Source organism: Streptococcus sp. OMI750, assembly GCF_047463895.1.
GTDB lineage: Bacteria > Bacillota > Bacilli > Lactobacillales > Streptococcaceae > Streptococcus.
Genome location: NZ_JASHCZ010000002.1, coordinates 309,241 through 330,510 on the forward strand (window position 1 = coordinate 309,241; position 21,270 = coordinate 330,510).

17 protein-coding genes are annotated in these 21,270 nt (G+C 43.4%); 1 reads left to right on the forward strand and 16 read right to left on the reverse strand.

Annotated elements, in window-relative coordinates:
• Positions 1–127: 127 nt before the first annotated feature.
• The 15 genes from QM830_RS06100 to QM830_RS06170 form a co-directional block, all read right to left on the reverse strand.
• Positions 128–1,216 carry a DUF4352 domain-containing protein gene (locus QM830_RS06100; RefSeq protein ID WP_414325980.1) on the reverse strand — a complete coding sequence of 363 codons (1,089 nt, stop codon included), beginning with the start codon at positions 1,214–1,216 and terminating at the stop codon, positions 128–130.
• Positions 1,217–1,379: 163 nt separating this feature from the next.
• Positions 1,380–2,291, reverse strand: a complete 912-nt coding sequence (locus QM830_RS06105; protein WP_009731559.1) for a DMT family transporter — start codon at positions 2,289–2,291, stop codon at positions 1,380–1,382.
• Positions 2,292–2,402: 111 nt separating this feature from the next.
• The gene (locus QM830_RS06110; RefSeq protein ID WP_414325981.1) at positions 2,403–6,101 is read right to left on the reverse strand and encodes a pullulanase; all 3,699 of its coding nucleotides are present in this window, start codon (positions 6,099–6,101) and stop codon (positions 2,403–2,405) included.
• A gap of 172 nt (positions 6,102–6,273) precedes the next feature.
• On the reverse strand, positions 6,274–7,314 hold the full coding sequence (locus tag QM830_RS06115; protein ID WP_414325982.1) for a 2,3-butanediol dehydrogenase: 1,041 nt from the start codon (positions 7,312–7,314) through the stop codon (positions 6,274–6,276).
• Between the two features lie 108 nt (positions 7,315–7,422).
• Positions 7,423–7,803: a hypothetical protein gene (locus tag QM830_RS06120; RefSeq protein WP_009731562.1), complete on the reverse strand. Its 381-nt coding sequence runs from the start codon at positions 7,801–7,803 to the stop codon at positions 7,423–7,425.
• Positions 7,804–7,901: 98 nt separating this feature from the next.
• On the reverse strand, positions 7,902–9,344 hold the full coding sequence (gene gatB, locus QM830_RS06125; RefSeq protein WP_009731563.1) for an Asp-tRNA(Asn)/Glu-tRNA(Gln) amidotransferase subunit GatB: 1,443 nt from the start codon (positions 9,342–9,344) through the stop codon (positions 7,902–7,904).
• The gene (gene gatA, locus QM830_RS06130; protein ID WP_009731564.1) at positions 9,344–10,810 is read right to left on the reverse strand and encodes an Asp-tRNA(Asn)/Glu-tRNA(Gln) amidotransferase subunit GatA; all 1,467 of its coding nucleotides are present in this window, start codon (positions 10,808–10,810) and stop codon (positions 9,344–9,346) included. The genes gatB and gatA overlap by 1 nt, the downstream gene beginning before the upstream one ends.
• Entirely contained in the window at positions 10,810–11,112 is a 303-nt protein-coding gene (gatC, locus tag QM830_RS06135; protein ID WP_002884769.1) for an Asp-tRNA(Asn)/Glu-tRNA(Gln) amidotransferase subunit GatC, read from the reverse strand. The genes gatA and gatC overlap by 1 nt, the downstream gene beginning before the upstream one ends.
• A gap of 119 nt (positions 11,113–11,231) precedes the next feature.
• Entirely contained in the window at positions 11,232–12,725 is a 1,494-nt protein-coding gene (locus QM830_RS06140; RefSeq protein ID WP_414325983.1) for a glycosyltransferase, read from the reverse strand.
• Positions 12,722–14,005: an accessory Sec system glycosyltransferase GtfB gene (locus QM830_RS06145; protein ID WP_414325984.1), complete on the reverse strand. Its 1,284-nt coding sequence runs from the start codon at positions 14,003–14,005 to the stop codon at positions 12,722–12,724. The genes QM830_RS06140 and QM830_RS06145 overlap by 4 nt, the downstream gene beginning before the upstream one ends.
• A gap of 1 nt (position 14,006) precedes the next feature.
• On the reverse strand, positions 14,007–14,918 hold the full coding sequence (locus tag QM830_RS06150; RefSeq protein WP_414325985.1) for a glycosyltransferase family 2 protein: 912 nt from the start codon (positions 14,916–14,918) through the stop codon (positions 14,007–14,009).
• Positions 14,905–16,128 (reverse strand): glycosyltransferase, encoded by a 1,224-nt coding sequence (locus QM830_RS06155; protein WP_414325986.1) that lies wholly within the window; start codon positions 16,126–16,128, stop codon positions 14,905–14,907. Before QM830_RS06155 ends, QM830_RS06150 begins: the two co-directional genes overlap by 14 nt.
• A 112-nt stretch (positions 16,129–16,240) precedes the next feature.
• Complete coding sequence (locus tag QM830_RS06160) at positions 16,241–16,819, reverse strand: cysteine hydrolase family protein (protein ID WP_009731569.1); 579 nt, start codon at positions 16,817–16,819, stop codon at positions 16,241–16,243.
• Positions 16,819–17,607, reverse strand: coding sequence for a GTP-sensing pleiotropic transcriptional regulator CodY (gene codY, locus QM830_RS06165; protein ID WP_009731570.1), 789 nt, complete (start codon positions 17,605–17,607; stop codon positions 16,819–16,821). The genes QM830_RS06160 and codY overlap by 1 nt, the downstream gene beginning before the upstream one ends.
• Before the next feature lie 187 nt (positions 17,608–17,794).
• On the reverse strand, positions 17,795–19,009 hold the full coding sequence (locus QM830_RS06170; protein ID WP_009731571.1) for a pyridoxal phosphate-dependent aminotransferase: 1,215 nt from the start codon (positions 19,007–19,009) through the stop codon (positions 17,795–17,797).
• Positions 19,010–19,218: 209 nt separating this feature from the next.
• On the opposite strand from QM830_RS06170, the gene QM830_RS06175 reads away from it, so the two are divergent.
• Entirely contained in the window at positions 19,219–19,671 is a 453-nt protein-coding gene (locus tag QM830_RS06175) for a universal stress protein (protein WP_009731572.1), read from the forward strand.
• A 187-nt stretch (positions 19,672–19,858) separates the two neighbouring features.
• Here QM830_RS06175 and QM830_RS06180 read toward each other — a convergent pair whose 3' ends face one another.
• Complete coding sequence (locus QM830_RS06180) at positions 19,859–21,259, reverse strand: Cof-type HAD-IIB family hydrolase (RefSeq protein WP_414325987.1); 1,401 nt, start codon at positions 21,257–21,259, stop codon at positions 19,859–19,861.
• Between the last annotated feature and the right edge of the window lie 11 nt (positions 21,260–21,270).

Here is a 21,270-nt window from a genome sequence, read left to right on the forward strand (position 1 = left end):
TACTTGAAATTATTTTATCACTAAGAAGGGCTCCCGTCTAATTCCTGTTTCTTGGGTTTTGATATAGTTTCAAACTATAGAGCAAAAACACCCCTAGATTTCTGTCCTAGGAGTGTCTTCTTCATGATTAAGAAAGATTTCCCTCGAATTTTTCCATAAAGCTATCACTATTATAGGCTTTTTCCACTTCCCATTTGCCATCTTTCTTAACAAAGATCAACTGGTAGTCGTTTTGATCCGGCGTCGTCAAGGGGCGATCCGCAAGAGAAGCCATCATTTCCTCTCTATAGGCTTTGTTTTGAGCCTGATTGGCCTCAATGATACTCGAATAATCTTTCCGATGTTCTTGATAGAAGGTCTGCATGTGGTTTAAAATCGTCTTTTCCATGCTGACAGTTTCAGGATTTAGACTAATGACCACCTTGTCCGGGAGATATTGTTTAACCTTATAGGTTAATTTCGCACGCTTGGCATTTTCCTTTTCATAAGCATCGATAAACTGGGTCACTTCTTCTTCTGGGAATTGGTAATCGTGTAGTTTACGAGTAAAATCAGCCGCAAATTTCGCACGGAAATCACTGGCTTCCTTTTTCAAATCAGTTCCCAAAACAAAAGCATCATCCTTTTTGACCTTTCGTTGGCCACTAAAGTAAACTTGATTGATGTATTCATCAGCTAGAAGGGTGGAAGCTTCCACCTTGTCCTCATACTGAGAAGAATCCACCGCAAATTTTAGAGGCTTCGTTTTTTTATCAGAGCTATAGGTTTTTCGTTCATACTGCACTTCGTATTTTTTGCCTTTTTCGACTGGAAAGACGATATAGCCGGTTAATTTTTTATCCTGGGCCAACTGATCACTCTTGAGCAATTGGAAGGTTTCCGTTTGGTCATAAATTCCTGACTGCAATTTGACCTTGTTATTCTCCGCATCGTAGATGGTGATATCTGAATCTGACACGTTAATAGATTCTTTAGCAACATTCTTAAATTCTAATTGAAGGGCTAAATAAGTGCCGTCTTCTGAGTCATTGAGGACAGGCGGTTTGATGTATTGCCCTCCTTTTAGGCTCAGCTCTACTTGACCGTCAGATGCTGAGCTTTTCGCTACTTTTTCCGTCTTTGATTGCTGCGAATTTGTCTTTTGAGGACCAGCCCCACAAGCTGCTAGAGTCAAAGTCGCTACAGCAAATAGGGTCCATTTAAAAATCTTTTTCATCCTTATCTCCTTAAAAAAGTTTTGTTCTATTTTAACATCTTTTTCCATCTATGTATACGCTATCTAGTGATATCTACCTCCACAAGGAACCCTGATCAGAAAAAGGCTGAGACTTCCGTCTCAACCTTCTGATTTCTATAATAAGGATCCTTTTCGGCCTTCTTTACAAGATTCCTTTTTCTTTTTGAATCAAGAGATCCTTGAGGGAGATCAAGAGAACAGCTAGAAGAATCATGGCCATTCCAATCACATCAACCATAAAAAAATGCTCCTTCATAATGACAAAGGCAAAGAATACTGCCGAAATAGGCTCAAAGGAAGCCAGCAAACTTCCTTTAACGGCTCCGACCAAAGAGGTGCCTTTCAAAAAAGCTGTATAGGCAAAAATCGTCCCAATAACCACCAAGCCAAAAAGGGCCATCCAGGTATCGAGTCTGTAGTTTCCAGAAGAAGAGAGAAGGCCACTAAAAGGGAGCATTAGGATCCCTGGAATAGCCATCCCAACTCCAATCACCAGCATACTTCCCCATTTTTGAATCAAGTTCAGAGGTAGAATGATATAAAGGGCATAGGCAAAGGCAGACACCACTCCCCAAGCCAAACCTTTGGGATTGATGGCCAGGTGGTTGAGCTGACCATGTGTTGCAATTAAGAATGTGCCTCCAATCGCTAAAAGCATCGAAACTACTTCCGCTAGTGTAGGGGCCACCCTATCCTTGACACAGGTATAGGCTAAAATTCCCACTGGACAGAGATACTGTAACACCGTAGCTGTCCCAGCATTGGATTCAGCAATCGCCTCTAAATAGGTCAGCTGAGTCAATAACAATCCTAAAAAGGCAAAAACAAGGAGGGGAAGGTAGGAAGATTTATCTTTGACAAAGGCCAAAAACTTCTCCTTATCTGCAACGTAGGAAAGAATAATGAGGATAATACCAGAAAACAGCAAACGAAGATTTGTTAACCCAATAGCCGAAAATCCATGAACCATTAAATATTGCCCGCTAACTCCGGATAGTCCCCAAGCAATTCCCGCTATTAAAGTAATCAGAGTCCCTTTTAGAGTTGTAGACATACTGCCTCCACAAATATTTTTTACATCCTAATTGTAACATAAAAATCAGCCCAAATGGGCTGATTTACTGTAGGTTTTAAAAAGTATTTTTAAGGCTCAATATAGAAGATTTTAATCTTCTTTTCTCCCCTTCTTTTTCATTCCAAATCCGAGACTGCCTAAGAGAAGAAGTCCAGCCAGACTAGTAAGGTTGGAGCTGGTTTCTCCTGTTGCAGGAAGCGAGCGAGTAGGACTTGTTTCTTCTCCATGTTCAACTGACCCGGAGTCAGGATGAGGAGCTAAAGCTTGAACTTCTGTCTCCTCTTTCTTTTGAGCAAGGAGTTGTGGCGTCGGTTTAGCAGTTTGCGAAGGAAGAACTTTCGCTAGAGATGGAGATACCGGTGCATGGTATTCAGGTCGATCCGGAAGTGCTGGATTGTCAGCTTCTTCCTTAGCAGACAAACGCAAGACAGTTGCTGTCAAAGCATCCAGTCGAAGTCCTTTTTCTGTCCAAGAGATTCCTTTTGGATCAATTAGATTGCTAATACCTGCGCGTTCCCCATCCACTAGAACATCCGCATTTCTAAAGCGTTCTAGGTCAGCTCCTAGAGCAAAGTCACGCGCCTTAGTATCTGCATTGACCAATACCAAGTATACTTCCCCATTGCTTGCAGTGATTTGGTAGCCAATCACCTGATCCTCTTCTTCGACTCCATTCTCACCTGGAACCGTCAAGAGCTTGACGCGACTCTTCACTTCATCCATATTATCCATCCGGAAGGCATCTGTCGACTTACGAAGGGCAATTAACCCTTTGGTGAAGGCCCGAGAGCGTGTATTCTCTGGATAGAGGTCTTCATTGGTTGCTTTTTCCCAATCAAAGTGGTTGATGGCATCACTTGAGTCATAGGAATCATGGATAAAGTAAGGGTAGTCAAATGGTTTTCCATTTTCATCGACCAACAAATGAGATTTGTTTGGGACCTTGTCATCGGAAACAGGCGTGCGGTAAGCTGGATCCTTGAACTGCTTGGTCCGACCATATTCTTGACCAGAATGAAGGAAAGGTGTTCCTTGAGCTGTCAAGACAAGCAGATTTCCGAGACGCAAGCGACGATGGATCTCTGCATTATTTGCTGGAATGCTTGGATCCTTCTTGATCGACTGAGCGATAATATCAAAGAGGGTCAAGTTATCATGGGCTGCAATGTATTGGATAACATCACCTGGACTATCTGCCTCAAAGTTGGTTGGTTGTGCGATGAGATTCTTAAAGATAGTCGCAATTTTCCGTTTTCCATTGGTGATAAAGGCAGGTTGTCCCTCATTTGGATAGCCAGATTTTAGATTGTTTCGAACATCATCCGAGAATACTGCAACGGTATCTGTTTTCTTCATCCAGGATTGGTCTGCTGGTTGTACAGGACTGTTTTCATCACCTGCATAGGTCACCCATCCTTCTCCCAACATGATGAGATTTGGATTCAGAGCCCGGGCTGCCTTGTAGGCTTCTTCGATAGAGGCTGCATCATGGTCTCCCATCATGTCAAATCGGAAACCATCCACCTTATATGTATCCACTAAATACTTGATCGAATCAACCAAGACCCGTTTGGACATGTAGTGGGTTGTTCCCAAGCGTCCACCACCAAAGCTTGTACGAGGCGTACCGTCCGCATCCATGAAATGATAGTAATTCGGCTCGATATCCTCAAAGATATCCACATTAGCTGTGTGGTTATAGACAACGTCTAGTACCACTCCCATTCCACGTTTGTGGATTTCATTGACCAAATTCTTGAATTCTTCAATTCGTTTTTGAGGATTGCTTGGATCTGTTGAATACACCCCTGACAAGGCGAAGTAGTTCTGTGGATCATAGCCCCAGTTGTAGTTGCTATTGCTTGATGCATACTCTAACAAGCGCTCGCTATTTTTTAATTCATTGACATGATAATAAGACAGAACTGGTAAGAGTTGAACGTGCGTTACACCAAGATCTTTGAGGTAATCCAATTTTTCAACAAAGGAAGCAAAGGTCCCAAACTGGCTCTTAAGCTCTGACGCCAAAGCCGGATCAGAAGTGAAGTCGCGGACATGGGCTTCATAGATGATGGCATCTTCCCGTTTCTTGAAGTTTGGAATGGACGCATAGGTTAAGTCACTCGGACCTAATTTACTTGGATCTACAAAGGCTGCTTTAGCTACCTTATGGACATCATCTGTCTTGGCCAATTCACTGTTCCAAGCTGCTAACGATTTGGCATAAGGATCAAGGACTGTGAAGGTTTTCCCTTGGCGTTCAATTTCATACTGGTAGAAATAGCCCGTATAATCTTGGATATCCAGTCCTGAATCAGCAGAAAGGGTCTGCTTCCAAGTACCTCTCTCCCCTTTTTCTAAAGCCACACGACCAACTAGTTTTTCAGGATCATTCTTATCATAGACGACAACAGATACTTTATCTGCACTTGGTGACCAGAGGGTGAGATCCACTTTTTTCCCAGCTTCATGAAGATGAGCTCCGAGAGTTCCATCATAGCTATAAGCTTCATCCTTGAGGCGCCAGTTCATTTTGGTTGTAAAGCGGTCATTGTCGTATTGAACCGTATAGGATTGATCAACCTGAGAGAAATCCCCTGTATAGGTTACTTTCTTCCCTGCTTCATCTAAAAGAAGGTCCGAGATGGTGACAGGATTTCCCTGAGCATCTGTGATCTTGGTCCGCTTGAGCAACTCCTCTTTCTGTGCTCCCGCCAAGGTCGAGAAGCTGGCTTCAATCTTTTCTTTTCCGACATGTTGAGCACCCGTCATACGGATATCGTTGACATAGTATGGGTTAGTATAAACGGTCGGATCATCGTCCCGTAAGAAGATCTGGCTATGGTTCTTCAAATCAGCAAATTTATAATCTTCTTGTCGAATTTTCACATCGTCTCCAGACTTGCTTTCGTCCAATAATAAGAAACCAAATTCTTTTGCAGCTTCCTTTAGGGGGATATCGATGTAACGACCATATTTCCCTGTCGCTACAAAATCTGTCCCATCCGGCCAAGCAGCACTGCTCGGATTCTCTACATCTCCCCAATACCAGAGAGATTTTTTGTCATAGTTGCCATCTGTCCGGTAATAATTCACTCTGACAGTCCCCTCTGCTTGAGGCTGATAAGAATAGACTTTAAATTTGTCGTCCAACCAAGCTTCATTCATTTTTGGCGAGAGCAATTCAATGGACTTGTCGCCTGTGATATTGTCCCCTTTAACATTGTTGATGAGGAAACTAATCTTCTTCGCCTGCTCATTTTTGAGCTTGACATCTAGATAATAGCCGTAGTCATCCGTCTGTGCGTCCTTAAAAGATTGGGCACCTGTCGGCCAGTTTTCCGATGGTTTTTCAACATCATCCCAGGTCCAAAGACCTTGCGTTTCCTTGTTTTCTTCTGGTAGCTTTTTCACGTGAATCCGGATAGTCTGATCAGCAATTGGCTCCTCTGCCTTCTCAGCCTTCTGAGTTGCCACTCCTTCAGTGAGTGCGCTTACATTTTCAGGCGTTGTGACACTTTCATCCGCCACTTTTGGGGTTTCACTTGTCTCAGTGTTCGCAGCTACTTTCCCATCAGATGAAGAAGTGCTTGCTTCATTAGAAGGGGCTGTCAGCACCTCTGAAGCTGATGCGGGGGTATTGACTACCTCTTCCGCACTGACCGGACCAGCAAAGGCTGATAATAGGGCTAGGCTTGTCGCAATCGCCACCGAACCAACACCATTTTTCAACCGACGAATCGCATAGACGACTTGTTTATCGCCTGTCACAGAAGAATTCTGTTTCATATCTATTCTATCTCCTTAAAATGATTAGTGTTCAACCAGTATAGCATGGAAAAATTATTTATGCAAGCGTTTTCGTAAAAAATCATACCTTCCTTTTATCTTTTTTGGAAGCAATGAAGATCATAAAAAAACCAGTCCACATGGACTGGTTTCATACTATAAGTTTGGTACATTACGGCTCAACTAAAATCTTGATTTGAGATTTATCTTGCGTCAATTCGATAAAGCCATCTTGAACAATATTTTCCAATTTGATTTTCTTGGTAACCAATTTTTCAGCAGAGAAGTAGCCTTGTTCCATCAATTCCAATACTTTAGGGAAGATGTGGCGATAAGCGATAATCCCTTTGAGGGTCTTTTCTTGAATAGCGAATTCATTTGGATTGATGCTGGCTTCGCGTTCCCAAATGGATACGACCATACATTCACCAGCCTTATGAACAGCTGCCAAAGCTTGCCCAAGAACAACAGGAACCCCTGTTACTTCATAAGACACATCGGCGCCACCACCTGTTAAACGATGGATCGCTTCAACGATTGATTCACCTTCTTCTGGACGAACCACAATGGCACCCAATTCTTCAGCCTTAGCTTGGCGTTCCGGAGACAATTCAACTGCATAAATTTTTGAAGCACCAGCCGCACGAAGGGCTTCCACGATCAAGAGACCGATTGGCCCCAAACCAAAGATAACGGCTGTATCCCCAGTTTTCAATGCAGATTGACGAACGGCATAAACAGCAACAGCTGCAGGTTCTGTAAGCGCAGCTTGTTCATAGCTCAAGCTATCTGGAACCACATGCACAAGATCACCATCAAGCACACAATACTTCGCAAAACCACCATCTGCTGCTAAACCAACAAAGTTCAAGTTTGGATCAAGGTTGTAGTCACCGATTAAGTTATGTTTTGCCAAAATTGGTTCAATCGTCACACGATCCCCAACTTTGACACGAGTCACATCGCTTCCAACCTCAACAATTTCTCCAGCAAACTCGTGACCGAGGGTAACGGGTGCTTTTTGACCAGAATAAACATGCTCTTCTGTTGGAATGAAGATTGGCCCATCCAAGTATTCATGCAAGTCTGTTCCACAGATTCCCGTGAATTTGACCGCAACCTTTACTTGATGAGGTTGTACTTTAGGGACTTCTACTTCTTCGATACGAACGTCCTTCTTGCCATGCCAGCGAGCAGCTTTCATTGTTTCCATATGATTCTCCTATTTTTCCATGAATTGCAATTCCCTTTCAGGAAACCCGACAACCATATTGTAAGCCTTTTCACAAACTTTGTCAAGAAGAAACAGACAGTTAATATCTTAATTATCGGTCCGAGACGACTCTAATTTCCAACCGACAATCCAGCCCAGAACAAGAAGATAATTTTCAAAAGCTCCAATAGCATTTACTGGCAAATGATAGTTGAGATAAGCAAATAAATGATTGGTCCCAATCCCAAGCCCACCAATGATCAAGGCCAATAGTACCGTTCGAAGATAGAACCAATCATATTTGAGATTGACAGCAATGAGAATCACAAGAACTGCCACATTCCAAATCCCAATCTCTCGCTGCCAACCGACAGAAACACCATATCCTGAATGACTTCCCATATAGGATGGAAAGAAGAGCTGAAAAATAATGGCTCCAGACATGGCGATGATAACTAGGACAAATAAGGCTCTTAAAAATTTGTTCATTTAACTTCTCCTAATGCTAGTTGATATGTAATGGTCTTTCCTATTCTAACACAATTTTATGGATAGAAAAAACCAACCTCTCGGCTAGTTTTTCTCTATTACTCTTCTTTCAACTTCGCCAATTCTTGGGCAAGTAACTTGAGGGCTACTTGTGGGTTGGCTTGGCCTTTGGTTGCTTTCATGAGGAAGCCGGTAAAGGCCTTGTCCGCATTCCGCTTCCCTGACTTGAAGTCAGCTACGGCTGCTTCATTGTCTGCGAAGACTTGGTGGATGATAGGGATCAAGACTTCCGGATCTGAAATCTGTACCAATCCAGCTTTTTCGACGTATTCACGCGCACCGCCACCGTTTTTCGCTAAGTGAACGAAGACTTTCTTAGCAATCTTAGATGAGATGGTTCCATCTTCGATGATGGCAATCATTTCGACCAAGTTTTCTGGTGTCAATTGGATTTCTTCTAGTGTTTTTCCTTCAGCATTCAAGAATTGCGCCACTTCACCTTGGAGCCAGTTTGACACTTGTTTAGCGTCTCCGCCAAGGGCTACGGCTGCTTCAAAGAAGTCAGATGTGACTTTAGTAGCTGTCAATTGATTGGCATCATAGTCTGACAAGCCAAGCTCCGCCACGTAGCGAGCACGGCGGTCTTTTGGAAACTCTGGCAACTTCGTACGCATTTCTTCGATCCACTCATCTGAGATTTCAAACAAGGGAAGGTCTGGTTCTGGGAAGTAACGGTAATCCGCTGCCCCTTCTTTTACCCGCATAAGAATCGTGCTCTTGTTGGCCTCATCATAACGGCGTGTTTCTTGACGAATAATCCCACCTGAACGCAAAATTTTTGCTTGACGCTCCACTTCGTATTCAAGACCTTTACGGACGTTTGAGAAAGAGTTCAAGTTTTTCAACTCCGTCTTGGTACCAAATTCCTCTTGACCGTAGGGGCGAAGGGAAATGTTGGCATCGACCCGCATCGATCCTTCTTCCATCTTGACGTCAGAAATACCTGTGTATTGGATGACTTCTTTGAGAGCTGTCAAATAAGCGTAGGCTTCTTCAGGAGAACGCATGTCTGCTTCAGATACGATTTCGATCAATGGCACCCCTTGACGGTTAAGGTCTACATAAGAGAAGCCGTCTGTTCCATGGGTGTTCTTACCAGCATCTTCTTCCAAGTGGGCCCGTTCAATCCCGATTTTCTTAGTTGAGCCGTCTTCTAGTTGCACTTCAATCCACCCATTGTAACCGATAGGCTCATCAAATTGCGAAATTTGGTAAGCTTTTGGATTATCAGGGTAGAAATAGTTCTTACGGTCAAAGTGCATGTGCTGGTGGATATCCATATTCAGGGCCAAAGCAGCCTTAATACCAGCGTCCACAACACCCTTGTTCAAGACAGGAAGCACCCCTGGGAAAGACCAGTCGATCACATTGGTATTGGCATTTTGCTCGTTCCCAAAGTGGGCAGAGGTTGGTGAGAAAATTTTTGAGTTTGTATTCAATTCAACGTGGACTTCAAGTCCGATGACTGTTTCAAAGTTCATTAATTGTCACCTCCGAAAATAAGGGGTTGTTGCTTGTGGTAATCCGTCGTTGCTTCAAAGGCAGCTGCAGCTTGGTAGATGGTCTCTTCCGAATATTTCGGACCAATCAACTGCAAACCAACTGGAAGACCTTGCGCAAAACCTGCAGGGATTGAAATTCCTGGAAGACCTGCCAAGTTAACTGGAATGGTCAAGAGGTCAGCCAAGTACATGGCAACCGGATCATGATTGAGCGAATCCAAATCAAAGGCCACACTTGGAGCTGTTGGACCAAGAATGAGGTCGTAATCTGCAAAGACTTTTTCGAAGTCTTGGATAATGAGGGTCCGGACTTGACCAGCTTTCTTGTAGTAAGCATCGTAGTAACCAGATGACAAACTAAAGGTTCCCAGCATGATCCGACGTTTGACCTCATCACCAAAGCCTTGGCTACGAGTGTTCACGTAGATATCATCCAAGTTTTTAGCATCTTCGGCACGGAAACCATAACGAATCCCATCAAAACGTTGCAAGTTTGAAGAGGCTTCTGAAGAAGCAATGATGTAGTAAACGGCAACCCCGTATTTAGAATGTGGCAGGCTAACTTCTTCGACAGTTGCTCCCAATTTTTCAAAGTGGTTAGCAGCGTTTAGGATGGTTTCTTTGACTTCTGGGTCGATCCCTTCCCCGAGGTATTCCTTCGGAAGGGCAATCTTCATACCTTTAATATCTTGACCGATTTTAGAAGTAAAGTCTGCTACACGAACAGGTGCAGAAGTCGAATCCTTGTCATCTGCACTGGCAATGACATTGAGCAAGAGCGCATTTTCCTTAACGGTTGGAGCAAACGGTCCAATTTGGTCGAGTGAGCTACCAAAGGCAATGAGACCGAAACGAGAAACTGTTCCATAAGTTGGTTTGAGACCGACGATTCCGTTGAAGGCCGCAGGCTGGCGAATAGAACCACCTGTATCTGAACCGAGGGACAAACGGACTTGCCCTGAAGCTACAGCAGCTGCTGAACCACTAGAAGATCCACCAGGCACCTTGCTGTGGTCCCATGCATTCTTGGTTGGTCCATAGTATGAAGTTTCACCAGATCCACCCATGGCAAACTCGTCCATGTTGGTCTTCCCGATGACAATCATATCTTTGGCTTTCGCATTGGCAACAGCTGTCGCATCAAAGATTGGCTCGTAGTTGTAGAGCATTTTTGATGCCGCAGTCGTCAAGATACCATCTGTTGAGATATTGTCTTTGACAGCGAGTGGAATTCCTGACAGCAGGTTGTCTGCATCGATTCCTTTTTCATCAATGGCCTTAGCTTGTGCAAGGGCAGCTTCTTCGGCCACCGTTACAAAGGCATTGACGGCTTCTTCACGCACCTTGATATCGTCAAGCGTCGCTTGTGTCAATTCCGTTGCTGAAATTTCCTTAGAGACAAGGAGGTCGTGCAACTCTTCAATGGTTTTATGGTTGAATGACATTAGGCATCTCCTCCATCTTCTAGGATAGCTGGCACCTTGATGTAGTAATTGTCTTTTTCAGGTACATTTTTAAACAAACGGTCGCGGTCAGTGCCTTTTTCAGCGACATCCGGACGCAATACGGTCTTACGATCCGCCATGGTTGTCGTTGGGGCCACACCTGTTGTGTCCACTTCTTCCAACAATTCCACCATATCAACAATCTTAGATAAGGTTGTCGCAAACTCAGCTGTCTCTTCTGGAGAGAATTTCAATTTTGAAAGATTGGCAACGTGGGTTACCTCTTCTTGCGTAATTTTCATCTTGCTTCCTTTCGTGAAATGATGATTTTTCAATACCCTCTATTTTACCATAATTTAGCCTAATTTGCTTGCCTTAGAAAAAATCTGCAGGACTTTTTTGTCGCTACAGATTCTTCGTTTTACATTTCTTTTCTGTCCAATTGGCCCATCTCTATTAGCATCTGCTTCCAAACTTCTTGGACCTTCGTTTTGAGGTAGCAGGAAGCTAGGTCATAAGAAGCCTGATGAAATGGTGCTAGGTCCCTATTAAAGAGTTGCACCAGCTTGTCTGCTAGTTCTTTGACCAACTCTTCTTCTGGTCTCTTCCCACTATAAGGTACCAGATAGCCATTTTCTCCCTCTTTCATAAAGGTCGGATTACCATAACGGGCATCAAAGCCAAGCAAGGCTAGACCCGCTCCAGCCGCCTCCATCAAGGTCAAGCCAAAGGTTTCCCACTGAGAAGTGGCTAGGTAGACCTGGTAGTAAGGATAAATCTGCTTGAGACCTGCATGACCACGTAGGTGAATATAGTCTTGCGCTTCAAGCTCCTGAATCAAGTGCCGTAAGTTGTCCGCTTCTCCACCCTTCCCATAAATATCGAACTGAAGGGCCGGTATGTGTTTATGAGCTTGAGCTACCACTCGAATGGCCAAATCGATGCATTTCCTTGGATCCAAGCGGGAAGCTGTGATCACACTAAAGGGACGTCTATCTCCTGGTAATTCTGTCAATTCTTCCAAATGGCCCACTGGAATGCTATAGATTGGAATATTTTCGCACTCTTGCTTGGCAAGTGTCTGTTCCAAGACTTCTTTTTGTGCCTCCGTTGCAGTGATAAAGTAATCAAAGCGTTTGGCATATTTGAACACATAATAGTACTCATAGTTGAGCTGGCCATTTTCAAATTCGTGCTCTGAATGAAACACCATGGCTAGCTTGGAACGATCATCTTTCTCCATCAAAGGGCGGGCAAAATCCATGCGAGAAGCCCGGTCAAGTAAAACCAAATCCTCTTCTTTTAGAGAAAGTTTTAACAAAAAACGTCTCATCACTTCCGTATGACTGGTCAGGATCTCAGGCCCTAGTTTATAGAGCCAGTTTCCGCTTAGCCTCAATTCTTCAAAGGCGATACGGCCATCTTGATGGTGATAGGTCCGTCTAACGACACTTCCATATTGAAAATACTCTGTAGCAATTTTACAAGCCCCATAATATTCTCGCTTGAGGGTACTCCCATTAGAAAGATAGTCGACATAGCGGACACAGTCTTTATGATAGGGATCCAGATGAAAGGTCAGAGCGCTGTTATCTGCAAATTGATAGCGAATGGCTCTCTCTGTTTTTTCAACAACATCCAAACGCGTCAACTGAAAATCCATCTGCAAGGCCCCAACTGTCTTTTGAGGGACTGTCGTTTCTTGATCTGTAAAAGCTAGATGGGCGAAGAGCAATTCCTCATCCCGGTGCCCTAAAGAAAGGTAATAAGCTAATTTCTCTGGACTAGGCCATGTTGTAAAGATGAACCTAGCTGCCACCCCCAAATCGCGGAGCATCCTAGCTCGAGAAGCCTGCGCCACATCGACGCCATTAGGCTCAAACCCCACTAATAGGTTAAAGGTATATACGGTCATCCTTTCCCTCCCTCTAACTGCTTAAAGATCTCCATCAGAGCTTCTTTTTGAGGAAGTTGCAAGATTCGTACTTGCTCTCTCAAGAGTTCTTCATAGGACTCTGGATGTTGGACTAATGCTCCTAATCGGGCTTTCATTTCTTCTACCGAAGCTGTAATAGTAGTCAATTCTTTGTAGGCTTCATGGTGCACAGTGCTCTGCAACCCAAGCAAAATTTGCCCATTTTCAAGAGCACGTATACTACTGTTCATCACTTCTTCCCCTTGGTTGCAATCCAGATAGAGTGAGCAAGTCGCTAGTAATTCCTCGTAGTTTTCCATCGAAATTCCCGGATAGAGTCGCACATTGGGACAAGGATCCAAGTCTGTTAATTTTGGTCCCATAGCTGTCAAAGCAGCAATGTGAAAGGTCACTTGTGGAAAATCGTGAACGAGGTCTGCTAAGCCTTCAACCTCTTGAGAAGCTGTCATGACCAGTGCTTCTGGCTGAAACTTCTCCTGGTCCACGTCTACGAATCCTGAAAGACTGGTGTATCCTTCTTTTTTCTCATGTAAATGAGCAGCCTCCAGCACCAGGATCTGCTCAACCTGCTCTTTGATTCCTTCTAGGTCGGCACCTGTACTTCTACACAAGGCAAGTCGTTCCTTAGGCAACTCTTTCACAAAAGCTAGCAAGCTCTGATTCATTAAAAGGATGGCTTCCTTTTCTGGCAAGACTTGTTTCAAAACGGCTCTCTGCAACTCTTCTTTATTAGCGTACAACTGGTCTCGTCCCTTAGAAGTTTGATGCAAAAAGGTCCCTTGCAAGACAAAATGGAGCAGCACTTCTTCTTGTTGACGATTCAAATAAATCTCTAAATAAGGTTGAGCGCCTTCATTGAGAAGGCTTTGCTGACTTCTCCAGCCATAACGGTTGTAAAAATCAATGGATGCGATTTCTTCTTTCTGACCAAACCACTCTACTCGATCAACGGTTCGCGACAAAAGGTCCTCTCGCAACACGATATTGGCACGACGTTCCTCACCATCAAACAGATAGGTTGTGATCCCAAGTGTCCAACATTCCCATAATTCAGGAACTGAGAGATCATTAAAAAATAGTGGTTCCCCAATTTTTGACGCCGGGTCTGTTTGGGTAAAAAAGGTCGCAAGACTCTCCGTCTCTTGATCCAAATCCGTTTCCAAATTAGTGATGAACACACGGTAGGGCTGACCTAGTTTGTCCAATAATTTTCGCAAATGGTTCAGCTCTCGAGTCTGTTCAGCTGCAATAATGAACATGCTAATCCTTTCTCATCAATAGATGGTTAGTCCTTTTTTCAATGAAGTTGAGGTTCATCACCACGCGCTCATAGGTTTCTGATCCTTGTAAGCCTGCTTCTTCTAATTTTTCAAGGGCCCGTTTCAAGCGCGTTTTGTAAATATAACGATGCCAGGTTAAATCGTAACCCAACATACCCAGAAGTGCCAACTTTTCTTGCTTAGCTTCCATCTCATCTAGTACACGCTTTTCCGTCCAGACTTGTGAGAGGGTATCTGAACGGCCCACACGATACCAATAAATACATTTCTCCGTATGAACCACTCGATCGGCTTTTAAAAAAAGCTTGTACATAAGGAAGTTGTCCTCTACATTTTTTCCGACCGGAAAACGAAGCCCTTCAAATAAGTTACGCTTATAGAGCTTCATCATAGCACACGCCCAGGCCATATCTCTGGTCTCCTGAATGGCATCGTGCTCCAAAATCCCTCTCCCCTCATAAAGGGTTTCTGAATAATCAGCATCCGTTACCTTAATCAAGTATTTGCTACTACTCTCATCATAGAGGTTATAGTTGGCTACTGAGACATCCGCATCATACTTCTGAAGCTGACCATAAAGCACCTCTACATAGTCCTCCGTCACCCAGTCATCTGGATCAACAAAGGTGATGTAATCTCCAGTCGCTAACTCAATCCCTGTATTACGGGCAGCTGATAAGCCACCATTTTCTTGACGAATATAGCGAATGCGAGCATCTCGTTTAAAAAATTCCTTGCAGATTGCTTCTGAATTGTCTGGTGAGCCATCATTGACCAATATGATCTCTAAATTCGGGTAAGTCTGATGGATAACCGTCTCCAAACATTGCCTCAAATAAGCTTCTACATTATAAATAGGAATGATGATACTGACGACTTCATTTGCTTCCATGATTGTCCTCACTTTTCTTTAAATAATCGCGAATCGCTGCCACCATCTCCTGTACCTGGTCATCAGCAAACACTTGGTTCTCCCCATTTTCTACATGATTGGTTCCCTCAAAAGAAAAAATTGGGACGCCTTGTTGGCTGAGTATTTGCGTGATTTGATCGACCTCACCATAGGGATTGATATCCAAATAGAAATCCAATTTTTCTATAACCTTTCGACTAGTCAAGGGATCAAAGGAAGGGTATAGAAAGAGGTTGGGGTAGCGTTCCAATTGCACCAAGTTAAAGCCAAAATGACTATGAGCAAGAACATGAATCGCGACATCTGGTAGCTCTTTTAACAACGTCTCCAACTCGTGGATATCAGCTGTATGGGTATAAATGGCCGCATGATAAGGAAAAGTTCCCACTAGATCTTGATAGTTTTGCTTCAAAATCGGTTTTCGAAGCAAAATTTCCTCCCAAGAGAGGGCATAATAAAACCACCATAATTCACGAAAACGATTGAAGCGTTTGGAGGTCCATGGTTTATTATGAGAAGTGTAATGAATGACCGCAGGAATCCCTTGAAAGGCTTCATACCAATCCAAGTCCCCATAGAGGTACTGATCCTTATCAGATCCTACTTGTAGATTATAAGTCCAAGGCAATGGATACCAAGCATCTTTGAAATACAGATTTAAAATCCCTTGATCTCCATAGACCTGCTGATGGTGCTCCTTGGTGAGGTCAAAGAGGACCTCTGTCACCTGATGCTCTAGCCACCAAGCCTTATCAATCACCAAAAGTCCAGCATTAAAACCATCTGTCGTCGTCGGCTTATCGACCACTGCACCCAGTCCATAACCTTTTAGATCGACCTCAAATAAAGGCGATAAATCCTGTGTAAAGATCATATCACAATCCAGATAGAGGATTCGCTCTTCTTCCACAATCTCTGGAATAGCGTAACGGAAATAGGTTGCATAGTGAATATGGTTACTTGGAAGCGAAAAGGACTGGAATTGCTCGGGAGACATCCGACAATTGATCACTTCTGAATCCAACTGGCGCAAGCGCTGATTCATGATAGCAAACCACTCAGTTGGTAGATCTTCATTTAAGACATACATTTTCAACTGGTCCTGATGGGCACACAGTGACTTCATAGCGGTTTCCAACTTCTCCATATAAGATAGATTGGCTGAAAACACGACAGCTTTTTTACTCATAACTTCCCCTTTTTTCTTTCATTAGAATACCATTTTCAAGTGAGGAAAACAATTTCTAAGCCCCAAAAAAGAGGCCTAGACAAGTGTCTATGACCTCTTTTACATCGGTTTCTTATTTTTTGTCTAATACAGCTAGTGTATCGTCCACCAAACTTGCCCCTAAGACATGCTTGAAGTGATTCAAAGCAAACTGGTGATTTTCAGGAGTAAGCGACGCCACTGCAGGCTCCACCACTTCGATCTGATAACCCAGATTGTAGGCATCAACCGCTGTATGAAGGACACAGATATCGGTCAAGACACCCGTCAAAATAACGGTATCCACATGACGTTCACGAAGGCGGATATCTAGATCCGTCCCTGAAAAAGCAGAATAATGACGTTTGTCCATCCAAAAGACGCGTGGATCCGCTTTGTGCTCCTGATAAAAATCTGCTAAAGGGCCGTACAAATCACGTCCACTAGTCCCAATGATATTATGGGGTGGGAAGAGCTTGCTTTCAGGATGAAAAGAATCGTCTACATCATGCGCATCAATAGCAAAAAAGACATAGGCTCCTTGATCAAAGGCTAATTGGGTCACCTGGGCAATGCTCTCAGAAATGGCTTGGGCGGGAGCTCCTGCCGTTAGCTTACCTTCATCCGCTACAAAATCAACGGTGTAGTCAATCGAAATTAATGCTTTGCTCATTAGTAGTCTCTTTTCTTAATTTCTTCAAAAATATCTGGGATCAAAACTTTGAGATAAGTTCCCTTCATCCCGAGTGAACGACTTTCAATAATACCAGCTGATTCCAATTTCCGAAGCGCATTGACAATCACAGAGCGGGTAATACCGATTCGATCCGCAATCACAGAAGCAGTTAACTGTCCTTCATTCCCCTTCAATTCCCCAAGGATGGCAGAAACCGCCCGCAGTTCAGAGTAAGACAAGGTATTAACAGCCATATTGACCGCTGTCCGGCGACGAATGTTTTTCTCGTCTTCCTCTCGTTGGAAGTTCAACATTTGAATCCCAACTACGGTACTGGCAATCTCAACCAGGATCAAATCATCATCGTCAAACTCTTTATCATTGCGCCAGATAATCAAAGATCCCAAACGAATCCCAGATACGTGGATAGGAGCAATGGTCGTTAAGCCATCAGGAAATTCAGACTTGGTCTCTACCGGAAAGACGGTCAAATCATGCTCGATTGGAAGGTTGGCTTCCGTATCATAGACCAAACTCGCTGCCTTAGCGTAATCTTCCGGCAACTTTTTATTTTCAAAAAAGGCTTCTACCCGGTCATTGTTGGTCTTATAACGCATGAAATAACCAAGCAGCGTTCCCTTGCTATTAATGATACAGGCATTACAGTGAATGATATCTGCCAATTGCTGGGCAATATCATTGTAAGGCATCTCGACTTGTAACTGCTCATCCGTTCGTTTCAAGATAGATGTAATTTTACGTGTTTTATCTAATAAGTTTGCCATAATAAACCTCGCATATAGTCAGCTAAAGTATATCATATAAGCGGAGGAAATTCAATCAAATTATCTGAAAATTATTTATTTTTTCTACAATTATGCGCAATTCAGAAAAATGTCAAGGAGATAACATCAATTTTATAGAATAGATCAAAAAAGATTGAAGATCTTCCTCTTCAATCCTTCGGTTTGATTAGCGTCTATATTGTTTCAAGAAGCGGGTCATTTTTTCTTGAATTTGAGCCAATTCATCTACACGTGGTAGGTAAACGATCCGGAAGTGATCTGGGTCCTTCCAGTTAAATCCGCGTCCATGAACCAAGAGAATTTTTTCTTGTTTCAAGAACTCTAAAACAAATTGCTCATCATCATCGATCCGGTACATTTCCCGATCGATCTTAGGGAAGATATAGAGACCGGCTTTTGGTTTGACTGCTGAGAGACCAGGAATCTCATTGATGGCTTTGTAGATAAAGTTACGTTGCTCGTAGATTCGTCCACCTGGAAGCAAGAGTTCATCTACAGATTGGTAGCCTCCAAGGGAGGTTTGAACAACTTGTTGAGCCAAGACGTTTGAACAAAGACGCATATTGGACAACATATTCAAACCTTCAATATAGCCCTTCACATGATGCTTGGGTCCAGATAGAACCATCCAACCAACACGAAAACCTGCAATCCGGTGAGATTTTGACAAACCATTCATACTCACACAGAAGAGATCCGGTGCTAGACTCGCGATAGCCGTGTGTTTTTCACCATCCATCACCAAGCGGTCATAAATTTCATCCGCAAAGATGATCAAGTTGTTTTGACGAGCAATCTCAACAATCTCAAGTAGAATCTCATCTGGATAGAGGGCCCCAGTTGGGTTGTTGGGATTGATCACAACGATGGCTTTTGTATTTGAGGTAATTTTCGACTTGATATCCTCAATATCTGGATACCAATTTGCCTCTTCATCACAAAGGTAATGGACTGCATTCCCACCAGCTAGACTGACTGCTGCTGTCCAAAGAGGATAGTCTGGCATCGGAATCAAGACCTCATCGCCATTGTCGAGCAGCCCTTGCATGGACATCACGATCAGTTCACTCACTCCATTGCCGACGTATATATCTTCGATATCCACATTAGGAATTTTCTTTAACTGGCAGTACTGCATAATAGCCTTGCGGGCTGAAAAAATCCCTTTTGAATCCGAATACCCTTCACTATCACGCGCATTCATGATCAAATCATGGATCACTTCATCTGGTGCTGTAAAACCAAACTCAGCTGGGTTCCCTGTATTTAAACGGAGAATCTTTTCCCCATTTGCTCGCATGCGCATAGCTTCTTCCAAAACTGGACCACGAATATCATAAGCGACATGTTCGAGTTTGCTTGATTTATTATATTCTTTCATATTCTGCCTCGATTCACGAAATTATCTCTATTATACCACTAGTTCAAATAGAGTACAAACTGAGGACTTTAAAAATTCCTCAGAAATAAGATAGAAAAAGATAGACTTTACCTTTACATTCCAGCTAAAAAGAGATAAAATATAAGTGTATAGGGAATGGAAGCACCTTCTATTCTATCCATGTTTTCAAGCTATCAGGAGGTAGGATTATGTCTCAAAAATATGAAAACATTATGGTCGCTGTCGACGGCTCTCATGAAGCAGAATTGGCATTTGAAAAAGGGGTCAATGTTTCTCTTCGTAATGGCTCTAAATTGACCATTGTTCACGTCATCGATACCCGTGCCCTGCAAAGCGTCTCAACTTTTGATGCTGAAGTGTATGAAGAATTGCAAGAAGAAGCCAAGGAGTTGCTCAAAGGCTACAAGGAACGTGCCGAAAAAGTCGGCGTTCAAAATATTGCGACTGTTGTAGAAATGGGAAATCCAAAGGTCCTCTTGGCCAATGATATCCCAAGTAAAGAAGGGGTTGACCTCATAATGGTCGGGGCTACCGGACTCAATGCATTCGAACGTCTCATGGTCGGTTCCTCCTCAGAATACATCCTTCGCCATGCTAAAGTAGACTTACTAGTGGTGCGTGATAAAGATAAAACCATGTAAGAAACAAAAGAGGCTGGGACAAAAGTCCTAGCCTCTCAATTATTTTTGGATTGTCGAGCAAGACGCAGTGGTTGAGTGGCCTCTACTACGCTGATTTCATCAGCTTTTACAGCCCTACTCAACTGTGCGGAGGTGGGACGACGAAATCGAATTCTAACGAATGACCGATTTCTGTCCCACTCTCTTTTTAGTTTTCTTTTGTTACTTCTTTTGGTTTTGCGTGTTTTTCGTAAGCTTTCAGTTGGCGATCCAGCTCTTTTTTGATGGCAGGTTCCGGGGCGTATTTTTCTTCCCAATCATCTGGCTTCAGAATTTTGTGGGTTACTGGATCAAAGTGTGCCTTTCCATCTGGGAAAATCTTCCCCATATTGGCACGGTGAACAATCTCAAAAACCTCTTCCGGATCGACCCCCATTAAGACGAAGCTACCATAAGTCAGATAGAGCGTATCGATCAAGGCATCGACCTGTCCCACCATGGAGATCTCAGCCGGATGCTTGTTTCGAACCTTCTCCGCCGCCTTGTCCAAGGCTTCATGAAGAGCGGCTAAGGAGTGATCAAATTCTTCTTCGTTCGAGCTAGCTGCTCGGACAAATTCCACCAGCTCTTCCTGCTTGAACATGGTCCGGTAGAGGGCATCTTGAGACTGCCAAACAACCGGTTTTTCCTGGGTTTTCCCATCCATCACGCCATGGAAAGTTTTGACCTTATTGAAGTGATCATCCTTAGAAAGAAAGAGTTCTTTCTCTGAGAGAATACCAAAGTGTTGCAGGGCTTTTTGGATACCATCCTTACTATTACTGGTCGTGGTATGCTTGGCAATCGCTTTGACACTAGTCGTCCCATTCCCCATCGCAATCGACAAACCTACGCCTGAAAGCATCTCTAAGTCATTATCCGAATCTCCAAAAGCCATGACTTCATCAATGTTAAAGCCAAATTCCTGACCAACGATACGAATTCCTTCCAGTTTGGAAATTCCTGGGTTGAGGACGTCTGCTGCAAAGGGGCTGGAGCGTGTAAATTTCAGATGCGGAAACTCTTTTTCAATTTTTGCAGTCTCTTCTGAACTGGATAAAATCAATACCTGGTAGATGGGTTCCTGCGCTAGTGCATAGAGGGTTTCCTGATCTTGTGGAACCACTTTACTGACCACTTTATTAAAGCCTCGACTAACGGTACGGGCCATCTTGCGGGGTACAAAGCGACTGGACCAAGTCGAAATAGGACTCATCCCAAAACTCATAATACGAGAACCACATACACCATCTTTGGTTCCTAGAGCAATTTCCTTACGGTGCTCCTGAGCATAGTCAATCAGCTGGTGCAGACTCTTTTTGTCGATTGGACTGGTAAATAATACGCGGTCCTTGGTTACTATATACTGGCCATTATAGGTCACCGCAAAATCAAAGCCATAGCGCTCCATGAAAGGTTTAACAAAAGCTGGACCTCGACCCGTTGCAAGTCCAACATAAATTCCTTCCTCTTTTAAAGATTGGATAGCTTTTTCGGTCGATTTGAGGACTGCTCGACTGTCATTCACCAAGGTCCCATCGATATCAAAAAAGACTGCTTTTATTTCCATGTCTACTGTTT